The organism is Acinetobacter sp. WY4 (assembly GCF_018438165.1).
In the GTDB taxonomy this organism is placed as follows: Bacteria; Pseudomonadota; Gammaproteobacteria; order Pseudomonadales; family Moraxellaceae; genus Acinetobacter.
Map to the genome: position 1 here is coordinate 1,953,844 of NZ_CP053947.1, position 22,201 is coordinate 1,976,044.

Genomic DNA, 22,201 nt, shown 5'->3' on the forward strand with positions numbered 1-22,201 from the left:
TTAATTTAAGGAATATTACATGAAAATTTTCTGGTTTATCCCCACTCATGGCGACAGTCGTTACTTAGGCACCAGCAAGGGCGCACGTGTTGTAGATCATGCCTACATGAAGCAGATTGCCGTTGCTGTGGATAATCTTGGTTATGAAGGTGTCCTGATTCCGACTGGCCGTTCTTGTGAAGATCCATGGTTAACTGCAGCCAGCCTGATTGATGCGACCAAAAAATTAAAATTCCTGGTGGCATTGCGTCCAGGCGTGACCACGCCGGCACTGGCTGCACGTATGGCCGCGACCTTTGACCGCTTGTCCAATGGCCGAGTACTGCTGAATCTGGTGACTGGCGGTGACGGGCAGGAGCTAAAAGGTGATGGCGTCTATGAAGATCACACAACCCGTTATAAAACGGCGACCGAATACACCACCATCTGGCGTGAAATTTTAAAACGCTCACATACCGGTGAAAGCTTTAGTTTCCATGGCGAACGCTTAAGTGTCGATGATGCAAAATTGCTGTATCCACCCATTCAGCAGCCGCATCCGCCTTTATGGTTTGGTGGCTCATCGGATGATGCCATTGAGCTGGCCACGGATCAGGTCGATACTTACTTGACCTGGGGCGAGCCACCGGCAGCAGTCAAAGAAAAAATTGCAGTGGTAAAAGCCAAGGCTGCAGCTAAAGGTCGTGAACTGAATTACGGGATCCGTTTACACGTGATCGTACGCGAAACCAATGAGCAGGCCTGGGCGGCGGCTGAAGAACTGATTCAATATGTGGATGATGCCACTATCGCTGCAGCCCAAGCCAAGTTCAAATCCATGGACTCGGTCGGTCAGCGCCGTATGGCAGAACTGCACAATGGCGATCGCAGCAAACTCGAAGTTTCTCCAAACCTCTGGGCAGGTGTGGGTCTGGTTCGTGGTGGTGCAGGTACGGCACTGGTCGGCGATCCGGAAACTGTCGCTGCACGTATCCAGGAATATGCTGATTTGGGAATTAGCACCTTTATTTTCTCAGGCTATCCACATCTGGAAGAATCAATCCGTTTTGCCGAACTGGTATTCCCTTTACTTCCACTGGAAACCCAGCAAAAACTCACTCAACCAAACTTGACCGGTCCATTTGGTGAAATCGTGGCGAACAACTACACACCGGACGAGAACAAGCAGGCTGAGAAAATTAAGGAGTCTGCTTAATGTCAAAAGTCGTTTCCGTTGAAACCCTGGCCCAAAAGCAGGTTTCACGTGGAACAATTCTGGGGCAGCATCTGCTGCCCTGGCTGGTTCCAATTTTCTTGATTGCAGTTTGGCAAATTGCCTCTAGCACAGGCCTGCTGGAAAGCCGGATTCTGCCTGCACCGAGTGCCGTGGTTTTAGCCTTCTGGAATTTATTGCTCAGCGGTGAACTGTGGACGCATGTGCAAGTCAGTGCGGGGCGTGCCATCAGCGGATTATTGGTAGGTGGTGGTTTGGGCCTATTACTGGGTCTGTTAAATGGTTCATCCAAAACTGCCTCTACCCTGCTCGACACCACCTTGCAGATGATTCGGAATATTCCTGCACTGGCACTGATCCCCCTTGTCATCTTATGGTTCGGGATTGATGAATCTGCCAAATTGTTTCTGGTGGCGATTGGGGTATTTTTCCCGATTTATATCAATACCTATCATGGGATTCGTTCCGTCGATCCGCAATTGATCGAGATGGGCAAAAGCTATGGCTTAACTCGCTGGCAACTGTATAAAGAAATTATTCTGCCGGGTGCGATGCCGTCAATTCTGGTCGGCCTACGTTTTTCTCTGGGTCTGGTCTGGGTACTGTTAATCGTTGCCGAAACTATTTCTGCTCAGTCTGGTATTGGTTATATGACTATGAATGCACGTGAATTTTTGCAAACTGATGTGGTCTTGGTGGGTATTTTACTGTATGCCCTGCTCGGCAAACTGGCCGATGTTCTGGCCGTGGCTTTAGAACGATTCCTGCTGCGCTGGCATGCCGGCTATCAAAAATAAAGAATAAATGAGGAGCATGTGATGACTGATCTTAGTTTAGGGCGTCATGCCAATGACCCGATTGTGCCACTGGACCAACCTGCGGCAGAGATCAATCCTGCTGCAGTGATCGGTGCCGAAATTATCATTGAACAGCTGCACAAGTTTTACGGTTCGGTCAAGGTTTTGGAAGATCTGGACCTGCATATCCAGCCGGGTGAATTTCTGGCAATTGTCGGTCGCAGCGGTTGTGGTAAAAGTACCTTATTGCGCCTGATTGCCGATCTGGAACAGCAAAGCTACGGCGAAATCAAGTTCAAGTCAGCCCGGCATATCCGTGAAGGCATTACTGCCGATGATATCCGAGTGATGTTTCAGGACCCACGCCTGCTGCCTTGGCGTAGCATCGAACAGAATGTGCAGTTAGGCCTGGGTAAAGAGCAGCATGCCAAAGCCTCTCAAATGCTGGAAAAAGTCGGCCTAGAAGAAAAAGCTGGACTGTGGCCTTCACAGCTTTCTGGAGGACAACGGCAACGTACCGCCTTGGCGCGGGCATTATCGCATCAGCCGCGTATTCTGCTGCTGGATGAACCCCTCGGTGCTCTAGATGCCCTGACAAGACTGGAAATGCAAAACCTGATTGAACGCCTATGGACCGAGCAAGGCTTTACCGCCATTCTGGTCACGCATGATGTCAGTGAAGCCGTGCAACTGGCAGACCGGATTATCTTGCTGGACAAAGGCCATATTGCCAAAGAGTTTAGGGTCAATTTGCCACGTCCCCGGCAAAAAAGTGTGACATTTGCAGAACTGGAACAGCAGGTCTTGCAGGCAGTTTTAGCGACCTGAATACCCAATCCAACCCAAAATCGCGCATGGTTTTGGGTCTTATTCTTATAAAAAATACTTTTAAGGACATTTTTATCAGATTCATTTCAGTATTATTCTTCTCTTCCATTGATAAAGAAAAAATATGAATAAATGAAGTATTTTCAGAAACTTGAATTTCTCTCCCGGTGTAGATGCATTTAGCCTATTTTAAATATTGATCTAGAGAATAAATCATCATTATTCAAAAAATTAGCCTGTGACTGTGTGCACAAATCTGATGATTTGCCGTACAATTGAGGATTCCCTTTTTCATTGTTTTTTATATTTGCTAATGGAACAAAAAAAGAGTACTCAAAAACGCAATCAGCTGCTAAATGCTGCACTAGACGTATTTTCCCTATATGGTTTTAATGGGGCAAGTCTGGATGAAATCGCACAAATTGCAGAAATGCATAAGTCGAATATTTTCTATTATTATGAAAATAAAGAAGCCCTGTATGTCGAGGTATTAACTACCGTTCTACAAAAATGGCTGGCGCCTTTACAAACCCTTGAAGCTGAACTTGAACCTGAAGAAGCGATCACCAATTATTTGATGCAAAAAATTGAAGTGTCACGTACCCAGCCTAAAGCATCCCGTTTATTTGCTTTGGAGGTGATTCAAGGTGCACCGCATATTCTGGAAATTTTAAAAGGTCCGCTGAAAAAACTGGTCAAGCGTAAAGCCAAAGTAATTTCCAACTGGCAGGAGCAAGGCAAGATTTCTGCAGATATTGATCCTGAGTTACTGATTCTGAATATTTGGGCGATTACCCAGAACTATGCAGACTTTGCGACGCAAATGGAAATGGTCACGGGTAAAACTTTGCGTAACCGCAGCATGCAGCAACGCATTATCCAGCATACGGTACACATGATGTTATACGGCGTGATTCCACGTACGGATAAATAAGCAAGCGCTTCTGATTGGCACACGACCATAGCTGCTATGGTCGCCGAGCAAACTTGACCTTCCTGTTTATTTTACCATTTGATATAAATCTAATAATTTTTTCGCACCCAATAACAGATTTTCTTCCCAATCCAGATGCGCAGTCTCATTGGCTCCATCACTAATGTATTTCACTGAAATCAGCCGAACGCCCAACTTTTTACAGACTTTGGCCAAGGCATAGCCTTCCATATCGACCAGATTACACGCCACTTTTGAAATACCGGTTTCAAAGCTGTCGCCTGTCCCACAAATCCCTTTCGGCAAATGGTCAAAGAAAGAATCCAGCTCAATCGCACCCGGGAAATGCTGATCCATCGGGGTCATGCCGATCTCAAAGCCGAGGGGTGAAACATCCATATCACGCTGTACAAATTGCGTGACTTCAACCAGTTCATGCGCATTGAAATGCGAACTCCCCGCGCTACCCAAATTCAGCAAGGTATTGCAACCAGTATTCTGAATCACCTCAAAGGCTTTAAAGGCCGCGTTGACTTTACCAATCCCGCTGTAATGCACCTGAATGCCTTCTGCTTCAAACAAGCCTTTGGATTCATTGGGTAGAGCCATGATGAGCGCCAGATCGGACATTCGAAACACCTGATATCAAAAAAAAACCCTGACATTAGAAAACAAAACCGGCTGAATGAAAAGCACCAGTGCTCTGATCAAACATACTTAGTGCGTAGAAAAACCAGCCGACTCAATTCCAAGGAAGATGAATTTTCAAGAAAAATATTGCATAAAAACACAACAGCAAGACGAAAGCGCGAGATTATGGCAATATATAGCCTCTCGATATTTCTAAGCACTTGATTTGCCCATGCAGCTGCTCCGTCTAAATGCTTTAGCCTCTCATTCTGAATTACCCAAAACTGCCGTGACCATCGGTAATTTTGACGGCGTGCATTTAGGCCATCAGGCGATGATCCGTCAGCTGCAACAGGTGGCTGAAGCACAGGGTTTAAAATCTGTGGTGATGATTTTCGAGCCGCAACCGCTTGAATACTTTCAAGGTTATGATGCCCCACCGCGTATTTCATCGTTGCGTGAAAAAGTTGAATACCTGACTGAGCTGGGTGTGGACTATATTGCGGTGGCGAAATTTGACCATACTTTTCGTAGCCTGACTGCAGAAGCCTTTGCCGACATTTTAAAAGAAAAACTGAATGCCCGGCATCTGGTCTTAGGCGATGATTTTCACTTTGGTAAAAACCGCCAAGGCAACAGTGAATTCTTGCGCAATTACGGCTTTGAAGTCACCAATTTAAATACCATTGCTCTAGATGGTGAGCGTGTCAGTTCCACCCGGATTCGCCAGACCTTACAAGCCGGTGATTTAGCCTTGGCCGCACAATTGCTGGGTCGTCCTTATAGCATTACCGGGCGGGTGCAATATGGTGATCAGATTGGTCGAACTATTGATTTCCCGACCATTAATGTACGGCTTAACCGTCATAAGCCCTGCCTCAAGGGAATTTATGGGGTTGAAGTCATTTGCGAAACCCTATCCTTAAAAGACAAGGTAAAAGCCGATTCTGCAGCGCAAACAGGCATTGCGGGTTATGACCCAACTGCCCTGTTTGGGGCAGGTCATGTCGGCACACGTCCAGCCATCAAACAAGCACATCCAGAGTGGCGATTAGAAGTACATTTTCCAGATGTTTCTGCTAATCTGTATGGCCTGTTGATGCGGGTGACGTTCTTAAACTATTTACATGGCGAAAAGGACTATCCTTCGCTTGAAGCGCTAAAAGCCGGAATTGATGATGATGTCGAGAAACTGCTTGAGTTTCGTCGAAATCACCCCACATTTCCCTTTTAATATCCCATATTTTTATTGTAAAACGTGTCAGTGACATAACTGATTAGATTGGAAGACGACTTGCATGAGCGATAAGCAAACTCCTGAAAATGCAGTGGACTATAAAGCCACGCTAAACCTCCCAGGTACTGACTTTGCAATGAAAGCAAATTTGGCAGTACGTGAAGCGAAATGGTTAGAAGAGTGGTATGCCGACAACATTTATCAGCAGATTCGTGAATCGCGTATTGGCAAGAAAAAATACGTGCTTCATGACGGCCCTCCTTATGCCAATGGTCAAATCCATTTGGGTCATGCAGTCAATAAAGTACTCAAAGACATCATTATCAAAAGCCGTGTCATGGATGGTTTTGATGCGCCATATGTACCAGGCTGGGACTGTCATGGTTTACCAATCGAACTCAAAGTCGAAGAAAAAGTCGGTAAAGTCGGCGTGAAAGTGGATGCATCAACTTTCCGTAAAGCCTGCCGTGAATATGCCTACACCCAAGTTGAGCTTCAAAAGAAAGACTTCGTACGTATGGGCGTATTCGGTGATTGGGACAATCCTTACCTAACGATGAACTTCAAACAAGAAGCCGACATCGTACGTTCACTGGGTGCAATCGCGAAAGCAGGTCATATCGAGCCAGGTCTTAAACCAGTCAACTGGTGTCTGGACTGTGGTTCATCACTCGCTGAAGCTGAAGTTGAATATGAAGATAAAAAATCAGATGCAATTGACGTCGGTTTTACCGTTGTTGATTTAGCTGATTTATCTGCACGTGTAGGCGTTGAAGTTGCTCATCGTACTGACATCGTGATTTGGACCACAACACCTTGGACCATGCCTGCCAACCAAGCGGTTGCATTACACGCTGAGCTTGAATACCAACTGGTGAAAACAACAGCCGAAGATAAAGCTGCACAAAACTTCATTTTGGCGAAATCATTGGTTGAGTCTGCGACTCAGCGTTATGGCTTTACTGCGTTTGAAGTGCTTGCTGAATTCACAGGTGCAAAACTTGAGAATTTAGTTCTTCAACATCCTTTAATTAGCGACCGCCAAGTGCCAGTGATCTTGGGTGAACACGTCACCGATGCGAGCGGTACAGGTGCTGTACATACTGCACCGGGTCACGGTGTGGACGACTATAAAGTTGGTTTACAGTACAACCTCAAAGTTGAAAACCCAGTCGGTGGTAATGGTGTGTATTTACCAACGTCGCCTATCTTCCCGGGCGAGCATATCTACAAAGCCAATCCAAAAATTATTGCAGCATTAACTGAAGCAACCAAGCTTTGGGCACATGTAGTGATCAAGCATAGCTACCCGCATTGCTGGCGCCATAAAACCCCGATTATCTTCCGTGCGACCCCACAATGGTTCATCAGCATGGATGCCAAAGGTCTGCGTCAGAATGCACTGAATGCGATTGAAAACGAGATCAGCTTCGTACCGGACTGGGGTAAAAACCGTATCCAGGCGATGATTGAAGGTCGTCCGGACTGGTGTATTTCACGTCAACGTACTTGGGGTGTGCCAATTCCGTTCTTCGTACACAAAGACACCAATGAATTGCACCCGCGTACGCCTGAACTGATTGAAGAAGTGGCTAAGCTGATCGAGCAAGAAGGCATTGATGGCTGGTATAACCGTGATGCCTCTGAGTTTATCGGTGCGGATGCTGAACAATACAACGCAGTTCGTGACACATTAGATGTCTGGTTTGACTCTGGTACAACGCACTATGCGGTACTGCGTGAACGTGAAGAACTGACTGATCCTGCTGATTTGTACCTTGAAGGTTCAGACCAGCACCGTGGCTGGTTCCAGTCGTCGTTATTGACCTCGATTGCGATTAACGAACGTGCGCCATATAAAGGTCTATTGACTCACGGTTTCGTCGTGGATGAAAAAGGCCGCAAGATGTCCAAGTCGATCGGTAACGTGATCACGCCGCAAGACATCATTAAAGATATGGGTGCGGATGGCTTACGCTTCTGGATCGCATCAGCGGACTACCGTTATGAAATGACCGCGGGTAAAGAAATTTTTAGCCGTGCCTCTGATGGTTACCGTCGTATCCGTAACACGCTTCGTTTCTTGCTTGCTAACCTGAATGGCTTCAAACCATCAACAGATGCGCTTCCTGTAGATCAATTGATCGCGCTGGATCAATACATTCTGCAACGTGCATCTGAAGTGCAAGAAACCATTAAGAAAGCATACGAAGATATGAACTTCCATATCGTAACGACTGCTCTGACTAATTTCTGTATCAATGACTTGGGTGGTTTCTACTTAGACATCATCAAAGACCGTCAGTACACCACGAAAGCGGATTCGCAAGCACGTCATTCTGCACAAACTGCGTTGTATCACTTGGTACAAGCATTCGTGCGTTGGATGTCACCAATCCTGAGCTTCACTGCACAAGAAGCTTGGCCGTTAATTCCTGAGCAATCAGAGAAATACGTGTTCACGGCTGAATGGTATGATATTCCTGTGGCTTCAACTGCAAATGTAGTATCTGAAGCTGAATGGCAAACGCTCATTGCCGTGAAATCTGCAGTAAACAAATTCATTGAAACTGCACGTACCGCGAAAACTGTCGGTTCTAACTTGTCTGCCAAAGTTGAACTTTGGGCAAATGCCGAATTAAAAGCAGTGCTAGATAAGTTAAGTGATGAGCTTCGTTTCGTACTGATCACATCACAAGTGATCGTCAATGAGTTTGATGCAGCACAAGGTGAAGCGTCTGATCTTGAAGGCTTGAATGTGAAAGTTTCAGCAGCGGATGGCGAAAAATGCGTACGTTGCTGGCATGTATTACCAGATGTAAATACACATTCTGCACATCCTGGTCTATGCGGTCGTTGTATCATCAACCTTCCTACAGGCCAAGGCGAAGAGAGAAAATATGCCTAATACCCACACCAAAAAGGGCTTATTCCAGTTCTATCCACATAATTTATGGTGGGTTGGACTGGCCATTCTGGCGATCATTCTGGATCAATGGACCAAATGGATTGCAGTGACAAATCTGAACTATGCAGATCCTGTTCCTGTGCTGCCCTTTTTAAATTGGACATTGCTACATAACTATGGCGCTGCCTTTAGTTTTCTGTCCGATGCCGGTGGTTGGCAACGCTATTTCTTTACTTCACTGGCAGGTTTAGTGTCTGTAATCTTTGTGTTTTGGCTGATGCGCATGCCAAAAGACATGAAAATTTTACCATTGGCGATTGCCCTGATTCTGGGTGGTGCCATCGGTAATTTAATCGACCGGGTCAGCCTCGGCTATGTAGTCGATTTTATTCATGTGTATTACCAGAACAGCCACTTCCCTGCGTTCAATATCGCAGATAGTGCTATTACTGTAGGCACTATTCTGATGCTGATTGATACCTTTTTCTTAGAAAAACATCGAATTCAACGGGCGCAAGCACAACATGACTGATTTTATTCATCCTAACGAAGAAACCCGGGTTGCAGACGGTTCTAAAGTCGAGCTGCACTTTTCTGTCGCAATCGAAAATGGCGTGGAAATTGACAATACCCGTAGCCGTGAAGAACCGGTCAGCCTGGTGATTGGTGATGGCAATTTACTGCCTGGTTTTGAAAAAGCATTGATTGGTTTACGTGCCGGTGACCGTCGTACGGTGAGCCTGCCGCCAGAAGATGCTTTTGGTCCATGGAATCCAGAAAACATCCAGAAATTTGATACGGTGAAGTTCGGAGAACGTCCGATCGAAGGTCACATGATCGAGTTTGAAGACAAAGCCAAAGCCACCCTGTATGGCGTGGTGAGATCGGTGAATGATGACATCACTGAAGTGGACTTTAACCATCCATTGGCAGGCAAAAACATCACCTTTGAAGTGGAAATCTTTAAAGTGACACCTGCGGGTCAGCAAGGCATTAAACTGATGTAAGACATCAGCTAATTAACTGATTTTAAAAAAGCTCCTTCGGGAGCTTTTTTATATTCCGGATACAAATCATCTCTAGTCACCTTCCTGAAATCTGATTAATTTAATTTGATAACCAGACCCGAAGAAAGGATGAAACATGAAAATTTATATTGTGGTTGGGAGTGTGCGTGAGGGACGTACTGCGATTAAAGTGGCGCACTGGGTCCTGCAGGAAATTAAAAGTTATGCCTTTAGCACTTTAGAAACTGAAATTGTCGATCTAAAAGAATGGGATCTTCCGCTATTTTCTGGCGTTCATCCCCCATTGACCGGGATTTATGATCAGCCCAAACAGCAAGAGTGGGCAGATAAAATTGCGCTCGGCGATGCCTTTATTTTTGTCACGCCTGAATACAATCATGGCTATAGCCCTGCCCTGAAAAATGCTCTGGATTATCTCGGCAAGGAATGGCAAGGCAAACCAGCAGCTTATATTGGTTATGGTGCGACTAACGGATCACGTTCGATTGACCAGATTCGTCAAGTCGGCACTCAACTTGGACTGGTGGATACCAATGCCGTGATTGAAATCCGGGACATCTTTGCGCGCAATAAAGATTATTCTTTCCAAGGCAATGAATTTGATAATAAAAACTTAAAAGCTGTGGTGGATAGACTGATTCAATATGTCAGTGCTTAATGACTGGACGACAGCCCTGTACGTTTTAGCCTACATGCAGCGCAGAGTTTAGCCGCTATGCGGTTGTTTTATGCGAGGCTATAGTCAGTACATAGACAGACAGGAAGTCTGCAAAGCGATACGACAACAATAAAAAGCGCCAATCAACAGGACGTTGACAGATTAGACAGGAGCCAGATCTGAGAAGCAAATCCAGAAAAGCCTCGACAGGATGTTGAGGCTTTTCTGTTTTTAAACTTTAGATTTAACTTGAATACTGATCGGGATGCATCAGACATCAACCTTAAAGCCGAGATCAACATCACAGGCGGCTTGTCCTCCTCGAATCCCCCAATTTTCCAATGCACTTTCTCTCAGATGAATCAGAATATGATCTGCAGGAATACCGATTTCCCCGAGACTTTTGACCATCTGCTGATACAAATTTCGCTTGGTCTCCAGACTGCGGCCAGCAAAACAGTCAATACTGACCAAGGTAAAATATTCAGGCTGAGCTAAATGGCTCATATACTGAAAACGATGCGCTTCATGCACGACCAGACGAATATTACGATCATATTCAGGCAGCTGAAAGGCGGTTTTCACACAATGAAATACGCTGTTAAGCAATTGTTCCTCAACTGCTTGAGGATATTGTTGCCGAACTTCAATTTGAATCGTAGGCATAGGAGTTTCCTTTTTATTATTTTATCGACATTTTTATTTATATCAGTTGATGCATATGAAAAGAGTATTCTCTCGCTAACATACAGCAAAATCACCATCCCTATTTGTAATTTGATCGGATGATCATTCTAAAACAGTATTTTTGAATTTATCTTTTTAAATTTGGCTGTCGGCTTTGACCTACAATCCATGCAGTTAAACTGCCCTATTGCACTGTATCGCTTCAGGCTATATTCAGATCATACCAAGACAGGAAGTCTTGTAAGAAAAATAAAAAAATTCACGTAGCAGGATGCTGATCGGTATAACAGACATTATACCTTTAACAGAATATGAAAAGGCCTTCACAGGATGTAGAGGCCTTTTTCTTTCATGCCAGCATCAGCTTAAAAAGATTTTTATTCAGATGGTCAGCTTATTCAATATTTCATATTTAGATAAGCATCCTAAAAGCAGAGGATTAAGGTGCTGTCATTTTTAACAGAGCTGCTTGCGGACCATCTTGAATCACCCACAGTGAACCATCCTGTGCCTGAGCAACCCCGCGAATCCGCTCTTTCATATCCAGACGCTGAACTTCTTTCACTGGGGTCTGGTTCGTATCCACAATCACAATCGCCTTGGAAGACAGACCGGTCGCAATCGCCTTATTTTTCCATTGCGGGAAGACATTAGCCGTATAAAATATTAAATCTGAAGGAGAAATTACCGGAGTCCAATCCAGTGCCGGGGCCTCAAATTCAGGTCGGGTACTGTGGTCAGGAATCGGCTTGCCATCATAATGATCGCCATTGGACACTAACGGATAACCATAATTTTTAGCTTTGACAATCTTGTTCAGTTCATCGCCGCCTTTTGGTCCCATTTCGATCACCCAAAGCTGCCCTTTCGGATCAAAAGCCATGCCTAGAGGATTACGATGTCCAAGACTCCAGACCTGCTGGGCAATTTTACCCTGATTCATAAACGGATTATCGGCAGGGATTGAGCCATCATCATTCAGGCGAATAATTTTACCGGCGTTGGATTGCATATCCTGTGCAGGGTTGAATTGCTGACGTTCTCCTGAACTGATCCATAACTTACCATCCGACCCGAATACAATCCGATGGGCATAATGTCCCTGGCCTGAAAATTTCGGCACTTGCGTCCAGATCCGTTCAATTTGTGTGAGTTGAGGAGTGGCTTGATTTAGGTCCAGTTTGCCACGAATCACCACTGCACCATATCCGCCTTGGCCTTGTTCGGCATAGCTCAGATATACCCACCGATTCTTTGCAAAATCTGGATGCAAGGCTACTTCACCTAAGCCACCCTGGCCTCCATATGCGACTTGAGGTATGCCTTTAACTTCAATTTTTTTCTTGGTTTTTGGATCAAAGAGCTGCAATTTTCCTTTGCGCTCAGTAATTAATAGTCGGCCATCCTTTAAAGTAGTAATCGCCCACGGCTCATTAAATTGAGCAACCTGTTCAACCTTATATTTTTGCAAGTTAGAAGAGACTGCATCCGATTTGGCAGTTGATGTAGATACCTCTTGACTACTTCTAGAAGATGAATTCTCTGCATGACAGGCAGTAAATGCTAAAGCACAACAACTGAGTAGAATTTTTATTTTAAATTGCGACAACATTATCTTCTCCATACTGATTTATTGTTCAAATTAACATCAAGATACAGAATTTATAATGTAAATTCAGCAGAGAAAGGTAAATAGATACATTTTAAAAACTATAAAACAAGTTAATTTTGAAGTTTTATTTATAATTTTTGCACATAAAAAAAATCCCCCTCTGCTAATGCGGAGGGGGATTTTCGAATAATGAGCTGGCGATGACTTACTCTCACATGGGTAACCCCACACTACCATCAGCGCTAAGAGGTTTCACTTCTGAGTTCGGGAAGGGATCAGGTGGTTCACTCTTGCTATGGTCGCCAGCACAACTGTTTATGGATACTTGCTAGGTCTTACGTTTTGCCTTGCTTTCTACCAAATAGAATTCATTAACAGATTTATCTGAGTTGGATAGTTTGTTCGTTTAGCGTAACTAAATCAAGGCTTCGTCTGATCGTTAGATCAATATGAAATCAATTGATGCTTAATACAACAACTGTTTGGGTGTTGTATAGTCAAGCCTCACGAGCAATTAGTATTGGTCAGCTTCACATATCACTATGCTTCCACATCCAACCTATCAACGTCGTAGTCTTCAACGGCTCTTTAGGAGACATAAAGTCTCGGGGAAATCTTATCTTGAGGTAGGCTTCCCGCTTAGATGCTTTCAGCGGTTATCCCTTCCGAACATAGCTACCCGGCGATGCCACTGGCGTGACAACCGGTACACCAGAGGTTCGTCCACTCTGGTCCTCTCGTACTAGGAGCAGATCCTCTCAAATTTCCAACGCCCACGGTAGATAGGGACCGAACTGTCTCACGACGTTCTAAACCCAGCTCGCGTACCTCTTTAAATGGCGAACAGCCATACCCTTGGGACCTGCTTCAGCCCCAGGATGAGATGAGCCGACATCGAGGTGCCAAACACCGCCGTCGATATGAACTCTTGGGCGGTATCAGCCTGTTATCCCCAGAGTACCTTTTATCCGTTGAGCGATGGCCCTTCCATACAGAACCACCGGATCACTAAGACCTACTTTCGTACCTGCTCGACTTGTGGGTCTCGCAGTTAAGCGCGCTTTTGCCTTTATACTCTACGCGTGATTTCCGACCACGCTGAGCGCACCTTCGTACTCCTCCGTTACTCTTTAGGAGGAGACCGCCCCAGTCAAACTACCCACCAGACATGGTCCTCGTCCCGGATAACGGGACAGAGTTAGAACCTCAATATTACCAGGGTGGTATTTCAAGGACGGCTCCATCGCAACTAGCGTCGCGACTTCAAAGCCTCCCACCTATCCTACACAAGTAAGATCAAAGTTCAATGTCAAGCTGCAGTAAAGGTTCACGGGGTCTTTCCGTCTAGCCGCGGGTACACCGCATCTTCACGGCGAATTCGATTTCACTGAGTCTCTGCTGGAGACAGCGCCCCCATCATTATGCCATTCGTGCAGGTCGGAACTTACCCGACAAGGAATTTCGCTACCTTAGGACCGTTATAGTTACGGCCGCCGTTTACTGGGGCTTCGATCAAGAGCTTCGCTTACGCTAACCCCATCAATTAACCTTCCAGCACCGGGCAGGCATCACACCCTATACGTCCACTTTCGTGTTTGCAGAGTGCTATGTTTTTAATAAACAGTTGCAGGGGCCTGGTTTCTGAGGCTGTCGGCCGCTCAAGGAGCAAGTCCTATCACAGACAACAGCGTACCTTCTCCCGAAGTTACGGTACCATTTTGCCTAGTTCCTTCAGCAGAGTTCTCTCAAGCGCTTTGGTCTACTCGACCTGACCACCTGTGTCGGTTTCGGGTACGATTCCTGTGTAACTGAAGCTTAGAGACTTTTCCTGGAAGCATGGTATCAGCCACTTCACTGTACAAGTACAGCTTGCTATCAGTTCTCAGCATAGAGTACCCCGGATTTGCCTAAGATACATGCCTACAACCTTCCACCTGGACAACCAACGCCAGGCTGACTTAACCTTCTCCGTCCTCTCATCGCATTACACAGAAGTATTGGAATATTAACCAATTTCCCATCGACTACGCCTCTCGGCCTCGCCTTAGGGGTCGACTCACCCAGCCCCGATTAACGTTGGACTGGAACCCTTGGTCTTTCAGCGTGCGAGTTTTTCACTCGCATTGTCGTTACTCACGTCAGCATTCGCACTTCTGATACCTCCAGCAGACTTCTCAATCCACCTTCATCGGCTTACAGAACGCTCCCCTACCACGCATAATAAATTATGCATCCGCAGCTTCGGCATATAGTTTTAGCCCCGTTACATCTTCCGCGCAGGCCGACTCGACTAGTGAGCTATTACGCTTTCTTTAAAGGGTGGCTGCTTCTAAGCCAACCTCCTAGCTGTCTATGCCTTCCCACATCGTTTCCCACTTAACTATAATTTTGGGGCCTTAGCTGGCGGTCTGGATTGTTTTCCTCTTGACTACGGACGTTAGCACCCGCAGTCTGTCTCCCGGATAGTACTCATTGGTATTCGGAGTTTGCATCGGTTTGGTAAGTCGGGATGACCCCCTAGCCGAAACAGTGCTCTACCCCCAATGGTATTCGTCCGAGGCGCTACCTAAATAGCTTTCGGGGAGAACCAGCTATCACCAAGTTTGATTAGCCTTTCACCCCTATCCACAAGTCATCCCCTGGCTTTTCAACGACAGTGGGTTCGGTCCTCCAGTTAGTGTTACCCAACCTTCAACCTGCTCATGGATAGATCACCTGGTTTCGGGTCTATACCCAGCAACTAATGCGCCCTATTAAGACTCGGTTTCCCTACGGCTCCCCTATGCGGTTAACCTCGCTACTGAATATAAGTCGCTGACCCATTATACAAAAGGTACGCAGTCACCGGACTAAGCCGGCTCCCACTGCTTGTATGCATGCGGTTTCAGGATCTATTTCACTCCCCTCACAGGGGTTCTTTTCGCCTTTCCCTCACGGTACTGGTTCACTATCGGTCAGTCAGGAGTATTTAGCCTTGGAGGATGGTCCCCCCATATTCAGACAAGGTTTCACGTGCCTCGCCCTACTCGACATCATCATATAAGCCCTTTCGTGTACAGGACTATCACCGTCTACGGTCGCACTTCCCAGAGCGTTCCACTAGAACTTATATGACTTAATGGGCTCTTCCCCTTTCGCTCGCCGCTACTGAGGGAATCTCAATTGATTTCTTTTCCTAAGGGTACTGAGATGTTTCACTTCCCCTCGTTCGCCTTGCAACACTATGTATTCATGTTGCAATACCTACCTTATGGTAAGTGGGTTTCCCCATTCAGACATCTCCGGATCACAGGATATTTGCCGCCTCCCCGGAGCTTTTCGCAGGCTATCACGTCTTTCTTCGCCTCTGACTGCCAAGGCATCCACCACATGCACTTAATTACTTGACTATACAACCCCAAACAGTCGTTTATCCTTACAAGTGGGATAAGCAACAGATCGTGTCTTTCAACACTCTCATACAGTTGGCGTTTCGTAGATTTAACTACAGTACAGCTTCAATTAGATTCATATACCAAAACGCTTGATTCAGTTAATTTCGCTAGAACTCATTTCTTCAATCTTCACATCACAGTAATAAATCACTGTTAGTGTTGATCTTAAAAACGAGTTTGAACAAATTATTTCAACTCAAATATATTCTGTTAATGATTTTTCCAGCCTTCGTCAGGTCAGGAAACTGTGATAAATCACAGAGATTATCAAGTGCGCGTATCATAACGCTTGTACTTGTTAATCTCTAGGATCTAAACACTTGATCGCTTAGGAACTAAACAACTTCATCACTGTATGCTTACATACTGCGCGAAGCGTAGCTTCTTGCTTAAATTTCAAGTAAAAGCAGTGCTTTTATGATCTTGAAATTTGGTGGAGACTAGGAGAGTCGAACTCCTGACCTCCTGCGTGCAAAGCAGGCGCTCTACCAACTAAGCTAAGTCCCCAGCTTATCAATAAGTCAATGTATCGTTCTGTTCTGTTTGCTTCAGCACTTTCATGCTTCGTTAGTCAGATTTGGTGGGTCTGACAAGACTTGAACTTGTGACCCCACGCTTATCAAGCGTGTGCTCTAACCAACTGAGCTACAGACCCTCAGATACATCGTATGAAGAACAACTTGTTGTGGATTCTTACCAATCGTCAATCTTTCGTTAAGGAGGTGATCCAGCCGCAGGTTCCCCTACGGCTACCTTGTTACGACTTCACCCCAGTCATCTGCCACACCGTGGTAAGCGTCCCCCCTAAGGTTAGACTACCTACTTCTGGTGCAACAAACTCCCATGGTGTGACGGGCGGTGTGTACAAGGCCCGGGAACGTATTCACCGCGGCATTCTGATCCGCGATTACTAGCGATTCCGACTTCATGGAGTCGAGTTGCAGACTCCAATCCGGACTACGATCGGCTTTTTGAGATTAGCATCCTCTCGCGAGGTAGCAACCCTTTGTACCGACCATTGTAGCACGTGTGTAGCCCTGGTCGTAAGGGCCATGATGACTTGACGTCGTCCCCGCCTTCCTCCAGTTTGTCACTGGCAGTATCCTTAAAGTTCCCGGCTTAACCCGCTGGCAAATAAGGAAAAGGGTTGCGCTCGTTGCGGGACTTAACCCAACATCTCACGACACGAGCTGACGACAGCCATGCAGCACCTGTATGTAAGTTCCCGAAGGCACCAATCCATCTCTGGAAAGTTCTTACTATGTCAAGACCAGGTAAGGTTCTTCGCGTTGCATCGAATTAAACCACATGCTCCACCGCTTGTGCGGGCCCCCGTCAATTCATTTGAGTTTTAGTCTTGCGACCGTACTCCCCAGGCGGTCTACTTATCGCGTTAGCTGCGCCACTAAAGCCTCAAAGGCCCCAACGGCTAGTAGACATCGTTTACGGCATGGACTACCAGGGTATCTAATCCTGTTTGCTCCCCATGCTTTCGCACCTCAGTGTCAGTATTAGGCCAGATGGCTGCCTTCGCCATCGGTATTCCTCCAGATCTCTACGCATTTCACCGCTACACCTGGAATTCTACCATCCTCTCCCATACTCTAGCCAACCAGTATCGAATGCAATTCCCAAGTTAAGCTCGGGGATTTCACATTTGACTTAATTGGCCACCTACGCGCGCTTTACGCCCAGTAAATCCGATTAACGCTTGCACCCTCTGTATTACCGCGGCTGCTGGCACAGAGTTAGCCGGTGCTTATTCTGCGAGTAACGTCCACTATCCAAGAGTATTAATCTCGGTAGCCTCCTCCTCGCTTAAAGTGCTTTACAACCAAAAGGCCTTCTTCACACACGCGGCATGGCTGGATCAGGGTTCCCCCCATTGTCCAATATTCCCCACTGCTGCCTCCCGTAGGAGTCTGGGCCGTGTCTCAGTCCCAGTGTGGCGGATCATCCTCTCAGACCCGCTACAGATCGTCGCCTTGGTAGGCCTTTACCCCACCAACTAGCTAATCCGACTTAGGCTCATCTATTAGCGCAAGGCCCGAAGGTCCCCTGCTTTCTCCCGTAGGACGTATGCGGTATTAGCATCCCTTTCGAGATGTTGTCCCCCACTAATAGGCAGATTCCTAAGCATTACTCACCCGTCCGCCGCTAGGTCAAGTAGCAAGCTACTCTTCCCCGCTCGACTTGCATGTGTTAAGCCTGCCGCCAGCGTTCAATCTGAGCCATGATCAAACTCTTCAGTTTAATACTATGTAGTGTCTTAAAGGACACCAATCTTGGCTCATCAATTTTCTGACAAATATTTCTCAAATAAACTTCGAGTAATTTCTACCATCAATCAATGAAAATAATTTCGATCAATCAATCAGTAAAAATCCACACAAGTTGTTCTTCATAATCTCTTAATGATCTTTCTAACACCTCGTCAGTGCTAGAAGCTGGACTTCGATAAACTCAACAACTCCGCCATTCTGCTTCGTTCGTTTCCGTCTATCTCGTCGGTATGGGTGCATTCTAGAGGATTTCAGAATCATTGCAACCCCCAATTCACTATATTTTTCACGTATGTCTTTTTTTTCTACAAAAATTGCTAAAAAATCGCTTTTTTATCTAATTTTTAAGCGTTTTTATGCAATAAACCCACTAAACACGTCATTTTATTTTTATAACTGAAAATTCATTTAGACCTAAAAGCTATCACAATAATCGTTAAAATAGTATTTTTAGCCTTTTAACATTGAAATCTTGTCTTTTATTTAAATTAGCACGTCAAAAGAAAACCAAAATTAATCTATCTCGCTCAGTAAGCCGATCTAAATCCTAGACTCCTTAATTTGTGAGTTATTTTTTACGTAAAAAGCTTTTATAAAAGCCTATTCTTGGGCTGCTATATAAAAGAGGTATTCATTTTTAGTTTTCGAATCCCAAAACCATGCTTAGACTACTTATATATAGAAGATAAAGTCTGTTATTTTGCATTAAGCGACTTTTTCCTGTTGTTGCTGTCCAAGCCAGTGTTGCATAACTTCTACAATTATGTCTTTCTTACCCTGATAATCCTCGGCAATAAAGAATAATTTCGCGCGTCGCGGTAACTGCTCTTCAATCAGGGAAAACAAAAAATAATGTGCGGCCAGATCAAGCTGCATAAATAAAGTATAGACAGATCTATAGAGTTGCTGTTTTTGTTCGACCGGCTGGTATTCAAATAAGAACCGTAAAATGCAATCGATCTGTTCATCAAAAATATCTTCTGTTAGATAGTGATACATCAAACCACCTCTGTTTTAATTTTTTATGTTTTGCTCTTTTTTCACAGTCAATTGAAATGAACTCATTCTTAGAGGTCATTCACCTAAGCCCAATTTGCTAGTTAATTTTAAGTTTAGTTGCTCAATGAGAAGAGTAAACATGCAGATTTATATCTTGATTACGCAATCAGAATAAATAAAAAAGGAAGAGATCTCTCCCAAAATCTCCTCCTTAGAATTGAATCTTTACCCGATCCATTATGTCATTATTATAGTTATTCGCTTTAAAGCTTTTAAAAAGAGCCTCTTGGAAAAGAGACTTTCTCAATTGTGGAGTACTATTATTTTTACTACCCTCTAGATGCTCTAAACGAATTCTCTAGATGAATAAATCCTATACATAATAAAGATGAAAAGCAAGTGATTTGGGAAAAATTAACTCTTGTTTTCATAGGGTTTTTTTTGACTTTACTTATTTGATTTTTAAATATAGAACATCAATAAAAAAAGCAGACCGAAGCCTGCTTTTATTTCAATAACTTATCCGCTTTTTAGTCAACAAAAGTGACTTTAGCGATTGCTTTTTTACTGGCCTGAACAATCAAAGTTACATTCTCTTTCACAGAATAGGTCGTATCTACAGTCTGCCAATCCACTTTCACTGCGCCACGGCCTAATGCATCTTTAGCTTGGGCTGCATTTTTGGTTAAGCCTGCTTCACGTAAAATCGAGGTAATAAAGATTTCACCACCAAACTCGCCACGCGAAATAGTGACTTCTGGCGTACCTTCAGGTAATTCACCTTCAGTAATGATATTGCCCGCACCTTTATGGGCATTGGCAGCCGCTTCTGCACCATGGAAACGCTCGACCAGCTCCAGCGCGAGAATCTTTTTGACTTCTTGAGGATTACGGCCTTCTGCCACTTCTTTTAACAACTGTTGAATTTCTTCAATGGTTTTGAAGCTCAGCAGATCAAAATAACGCTCAATCAATGCATCCGGCATTGAAAGCACTTTTTGGTACATCGCGCCTGGTGCATCAAATACACCAATATAGTTACCCAAAGATTTAGACATCTTGTTGACGCCATCTAAACCTTCAAGAATTGGCACTGTGATACAGACTTGTGCTTCTTGATTATAACGACCTTGTAAGGTACGCCCCATCAACAGGTTAAAGGTTTGGTCTGTACCACCCAATTCAACATCTGCTTCCAGCGCAACAGAGTCATAGCCTTGTACCAATGGGTACAAAAATTCATGAATCGCAATTGGCTGCTGGTTGTTATAACGCTTGGTGAAATCATCACGCTCCAACATACGCGCAACCGTTTGCTGTGATGCCAATTGAATTAAATCAGCCGCAGTTTTTTGCGCAAACCACTCCGAGTTAAACACCACTTTGGTTTTGTTGGGATCAAGAATTTTAAATACTTGTTCTTGATATGTTTTAGCGTTCTCTAAAACCTGTTCACGTGACAAGGGTGGACGTGTTGCGCTCTTGCCGGTCGGGTCACCGATCATCGCAGTATAGTCACCGATCAGAAACAATACTTCATGACCCAAATCCTGGAATACTTTTAACTTATTAATGAGAACCGTGTGGCCCAAGTGCAAATCAGGCGCAGTCGGGTCAAAACCCGCTTTAATTTTTAATGGACGATTCAATTTTAATTTCTTAAGAAGGTCTTCTTCAGAAATAATTTCGTGGGTGCCTCGTTGAATGAGGGCAAGTTGTTCTTCAGCCGGCAGGAAATTTGACATCACAAAATCCAATACATCAGTTACTCAATTTGTGCGATATACTAACACTTTTTCAGCATATTGCAGGCTTAAGAATAACCATGACAGCGATCTATATTGGGGTAATGACCGGCACGAGCATGGATGGTGTCGATATTGTTGCTGCTTCTTTTGATCCACTCCAGCTTCATGCCACACTCACTTTGGCATTTGATCCTGACCTTCGGGATGAGCTGATGGCACTAACTTTGCCAGATGACAATGAAATTGACCGCATGGGTAAGGCCGATGTTGCACTGGCACAAATGATTGGTCATGGTATTAATGCGCTGATTGAAAAAAATAACCTGGATAAATCCAAAATTAAGGCGATTGGCTCGCATGGCCAGACCATCCGTCATCGTCCTGAACATGGTTTCACCCTGCAAATTGGTGACCCGAACATCATTACTGAAATTACCCAGATTCCGGTGATTTCAGATTTTCGTCGTCGTGATCTGGCGGCAGGTGGTCAGGGAGCACCTTTAGTTCCAGCATTTCATCAGGATATTTTCCAGCATGACAGCATTCACCGGGTAATTTTAAACCTAGGTGGCATTGCCAATGTCAGCCTGCTGCCTGCCGGCAAGCCTGAAGAGGTATATGGTTTTGATACCGGACCGGCCAATATCTTGATGGATGCTTGGTGTTCCCGTTATACCGGTCAGCCTTTTGATGAAAATGGTAACTGGGCAGCCTATGGCACCCCGATTCGCAGTTTGCTTGATCGCTTGCAGTCACACGAATTCTTCTCTAAAGAACCCCCAAAAAGTACCGGTCGTGAAGATTTCAATCTGGAATGGCTAGATGAACAGATTGCCGACTGGCGCAATGACCTACAATATGATGAACTGGAAGACACTCCGGAAAATGTACAGGCGACTTTATTAAAGCTCACCACCCGAGCCATTAAAAAAGCAATTTACCGCTCTGGCATGGATACCGGACAGGTTTTTGTTTGCGGGGGCGGTGCCTATAACTCACATTTACTCGAGCAACTGCGCTGGCGCCTACGCAAGCATGAATGGAGCGTACAAACTACGGCCGATCTTGGTTTAAGCCCGACTTGGGTTGAAGCCACGGCCTTTGCCTGGCTGGCCATGCGTTTTATGAATCAGCTGAATGGTAACCTGCCAGCAGTCACTGGTGCTGCTGGATATCGCATCCTCGGTACCATTACTGCTGTTTAAA

15 protein-coding genes, 2 tRNA genes and 3 rRNA genes are annotated in these 22,201 nt (G+C 45.1%); 10 read left to right on the forward strand and 10 right to left on the reverse strand.

Annotation, left to right across the window (positions count from 1 at the left end; all coding sequences use genetic code 11):
* Nucleotides 1-19: 19 nt before the first annotated feature.
* The 4 genes from ssuD to G4D73_RS09195 all read left to right on the forward strand — a co-directional run bounded on the left by ssuD (nt 20) and on the right by G4D73_RS09195 (nt 3,772).
* Nucleotides 20-1,195, forward strand: a complete 1,176-nt coding sequence (ssuD, locus tag G4D73_RS09180; protein ID WP_213686600.1) for an FMNH2-dependent alkanesulfonate monooxygenase — start codon at nt 20-22, stop codon at nt 1,193-1,195.
* A complete protein-coding gene (gene ssuC, locus G4D73_RS09185; RefSeq protein ID WP_213686601.1) occupies nt 1,195-2,010 on the forward strand; it encodes an aliphatic sulfonate ABC transporter permease SsuC in 816 nt (271 codons plus the stop codon). The genes ssuD and ssuC overlap by 1 nt, the downstream gene beginning before the upstream one ends.
* A 21-nt stretch (nt 2,011-2,031) precedes the next feature.
* Entirely contained in the window at nt 2,032-2,838 is an 807-nt protein-coding gene (locus G4D73_RS09190) for an ABC transporter ATP-binding protein (RefSeq protein ID WP_213686602.1), read from the forward strand.
* 313 nt (nt 2,839-3,151) lie between these two features.
* Nucleotides 3,152-3,772, forward strand: coding sequence for a TetR family transcriptional regulator C-terminal domain-containing protein (locus G4D73_RS09195; RefSeq protein ID WP_004281222.1), 621 nt, complete (start codon nt 3,152-3,154; stop codon nt 3,770-3,772).
* A 66-nt stretch (nt 3,773-3,838) separates the two neighbouring features.
* On the opposite strand, the gene G4D73_RS09200 is transcribed toward G4D73_RS09195, so the two are convergent.
* Entirely contained in the window at nt 3,839-4,402 is a 564-nt protein-coding gene (locus tag G4D73_RS09200; RefSeq protein WP_213686603.1) for a 5'-nucleosidase, read from the reverse strand.
* A 232-nt stretch (nt 4,403-4,634) separates the two neighbouring features.
* Between G4D73_RS09200 and ribF the strand changes: the two genes are divergently transcribed.
* From ribF to G4D73_RS09225, 5 genes are all read left to right on the forward strand, one after another.
* Entirely contained in the window at nt 4,635-5,636 is a 1,002-nt protein-coding gene (ribF, locus tag G4D73_RS09205) for a bifunctional riboflavin kinase/FAD synthetase (protein WP_071851056.1), read from the forward strand.
* Between the two features lie 64 nt (nt 5,637-5,700).
* Nucleotides 5,701-8,547, forward strand: a complete 2,847-nt coding sequence (gene ileS, locus G4D73_RS09210) for an isoleucine--tRNA ligase (RefSeq protein WP_213686604.1) — start codon at nt 5,701-5,703, stop codon at nt 8,545-8,547.
* Entirely contained in the window at nt 8,540-9,079 is a 540-nt protein-coding gene (gene lspA, locus G4D73_RS09215; protein ID WP_004281218.1) for a signal peptidase II, read from the forward strand. Before ileS ends, lspA begins: the two co-directional genes overlap by 8 nt.
* Nucleotides 9,072-9,554 carry an FKBP-type peptidyl-prolyl cis-trans isomerase gene (locus G4D73_RS09220; RefSeq protein ID WP_005105274.1) on the forward strand — a complete coding sequence of 161 codons (483 nt, stop codon included), beginning with the start codon at nt 9,072-9,074 and terminating at the stop codon, nt 9,552-9,554. Before lspA ends, G4D73_RS09220 begins: the two co-directional genes overlap by 8 nt.
* 136 nt (nt 9,555-9,690) lie before the next feature.
* Nucleotides 9,691-10,233, forward strand: coding sequence for an NADPH-dependent FMN reductase (locus tag G4D73_RS09225; protein WP_213686605.1), 543 nt, complete (start codon nt 9,691-9,693; stop codon nt 10,231-10,233).
* A gap of 270 nt (nt 10,234-10,503) precedes the next feature.
* On the opposite strand, the gene G4D73_RS09230 is transcribed toward G4D73_RS09225, so the two are convergent.
* The 9 genes from G4D73_RS09230 to tyrS form a co-directional block, all read right to left on the reverse strand.
* Nucleotides 10,504-10,899: a tautomerase family protein gene (locus G4D73_RS09230; RefSeq protein ID WP_213686606.1), complete on the reverse strand. Its 396-nt coding sequence runs from the start codon at nt 10,897-10,899 to the stop codon at nt 10,504-10,506.
* Between the two features lie 460 nt (nt 10,900-11,359).
* Nucleotides 11,360-12,532 carry a PQQ-dependent sugar dehydrogenase gene (locus G4D73_RS09235; protein ID WP_213686607.1) on the reverse strand — a complete coding sequence of 391 codons (1,173 nt, stop codon included), beginning with the start codon at nt 12,530-12,532 and terminating at the stop codon, nt 11,360-11,362.
* A gap of 192 nt (nt 12,533-12,724) precedes the next feature.
* Nucleotides 12,725-12,839, reverse strand: a 5S ribosomal RNA gene (gene rrf / locus G4D73_RS09240).
* A gap of 186 nt (nt 12,840-13,025) precedes the next feature.
* Nucleotides 13,026-15,921 (reverse strand): 23S ribosomal RNA (locus G4D73_RS09245).
* 476 nt (nt 15,922-16,397) lie between these two features.
* A tRNA-Ala gene (locus tag G4D73_RS09250) sits at nt 16,398-16,473 on the reverse strand.
* Nucleotides 16,474-16,544: 71 nt separating this feature from the next.
* A tRNA-Ile gene (locus tag G4D73_RS09255) sits at nt 16,545-16,621 on the reverse strand.
* Between the two features lie 60 nt (nt 16,622-16,681).
* Nucleotides 16,682-18,219, reverse strand: a 16S ribosomal RNA gene (locus tag G4D73_RS09260).
* Together the 16S, 23S and 5S rRNA genes with 2 tRNA genes alongside form the textbook arrangement of a ribosomal RNA operon.
* 734 nt (nt 18,220-18,953) lie before the next feature.
* A complete protein-coding gene (locus G4D73_RS09265; RefSeq protein ID WP_005094878.1) occupies nt 18,954-19,247 on the reverse strand; it encodes a hypothetical protein in 294 nt (97 codons plus the stop codon).
* Between the two features lie 530 nt (nt 19,248-19,777).
* Nucleotides 19,778-20,992 carry a tyrosine--tRNA ligase gene (tyrS, locus tag G4D73_RS09270; protein WP_004647151.1) on the reverse strand — a complete coding sequence of 405 codons (1,215 nt, stop codon included), beginning with the start codon at nt 20,990-20,992 and terminating at the stop codon, nt 19,778-19,780.
* A gap of 80 nt (nt 20,993-21,072) precedes the next feature.
* Between tyrS and G4D73_RS09275 the strand changes: the two genes are divergently transcribed.
* The gene (locus G4D73_RS09275) at nt 21,073-22,200 is read left to right on the forward strand and encodes an anhydro-N-acetylmuramic acid kinase (protein WP_213686608.1); all 1,128 of its coding nucleotides are present in this window, start codon (nt 21,073-21,075) and stop codon (nt 22,198-22,200) included.
* Nucleotide 22,201: the final 1 nt, after the last annotated feature.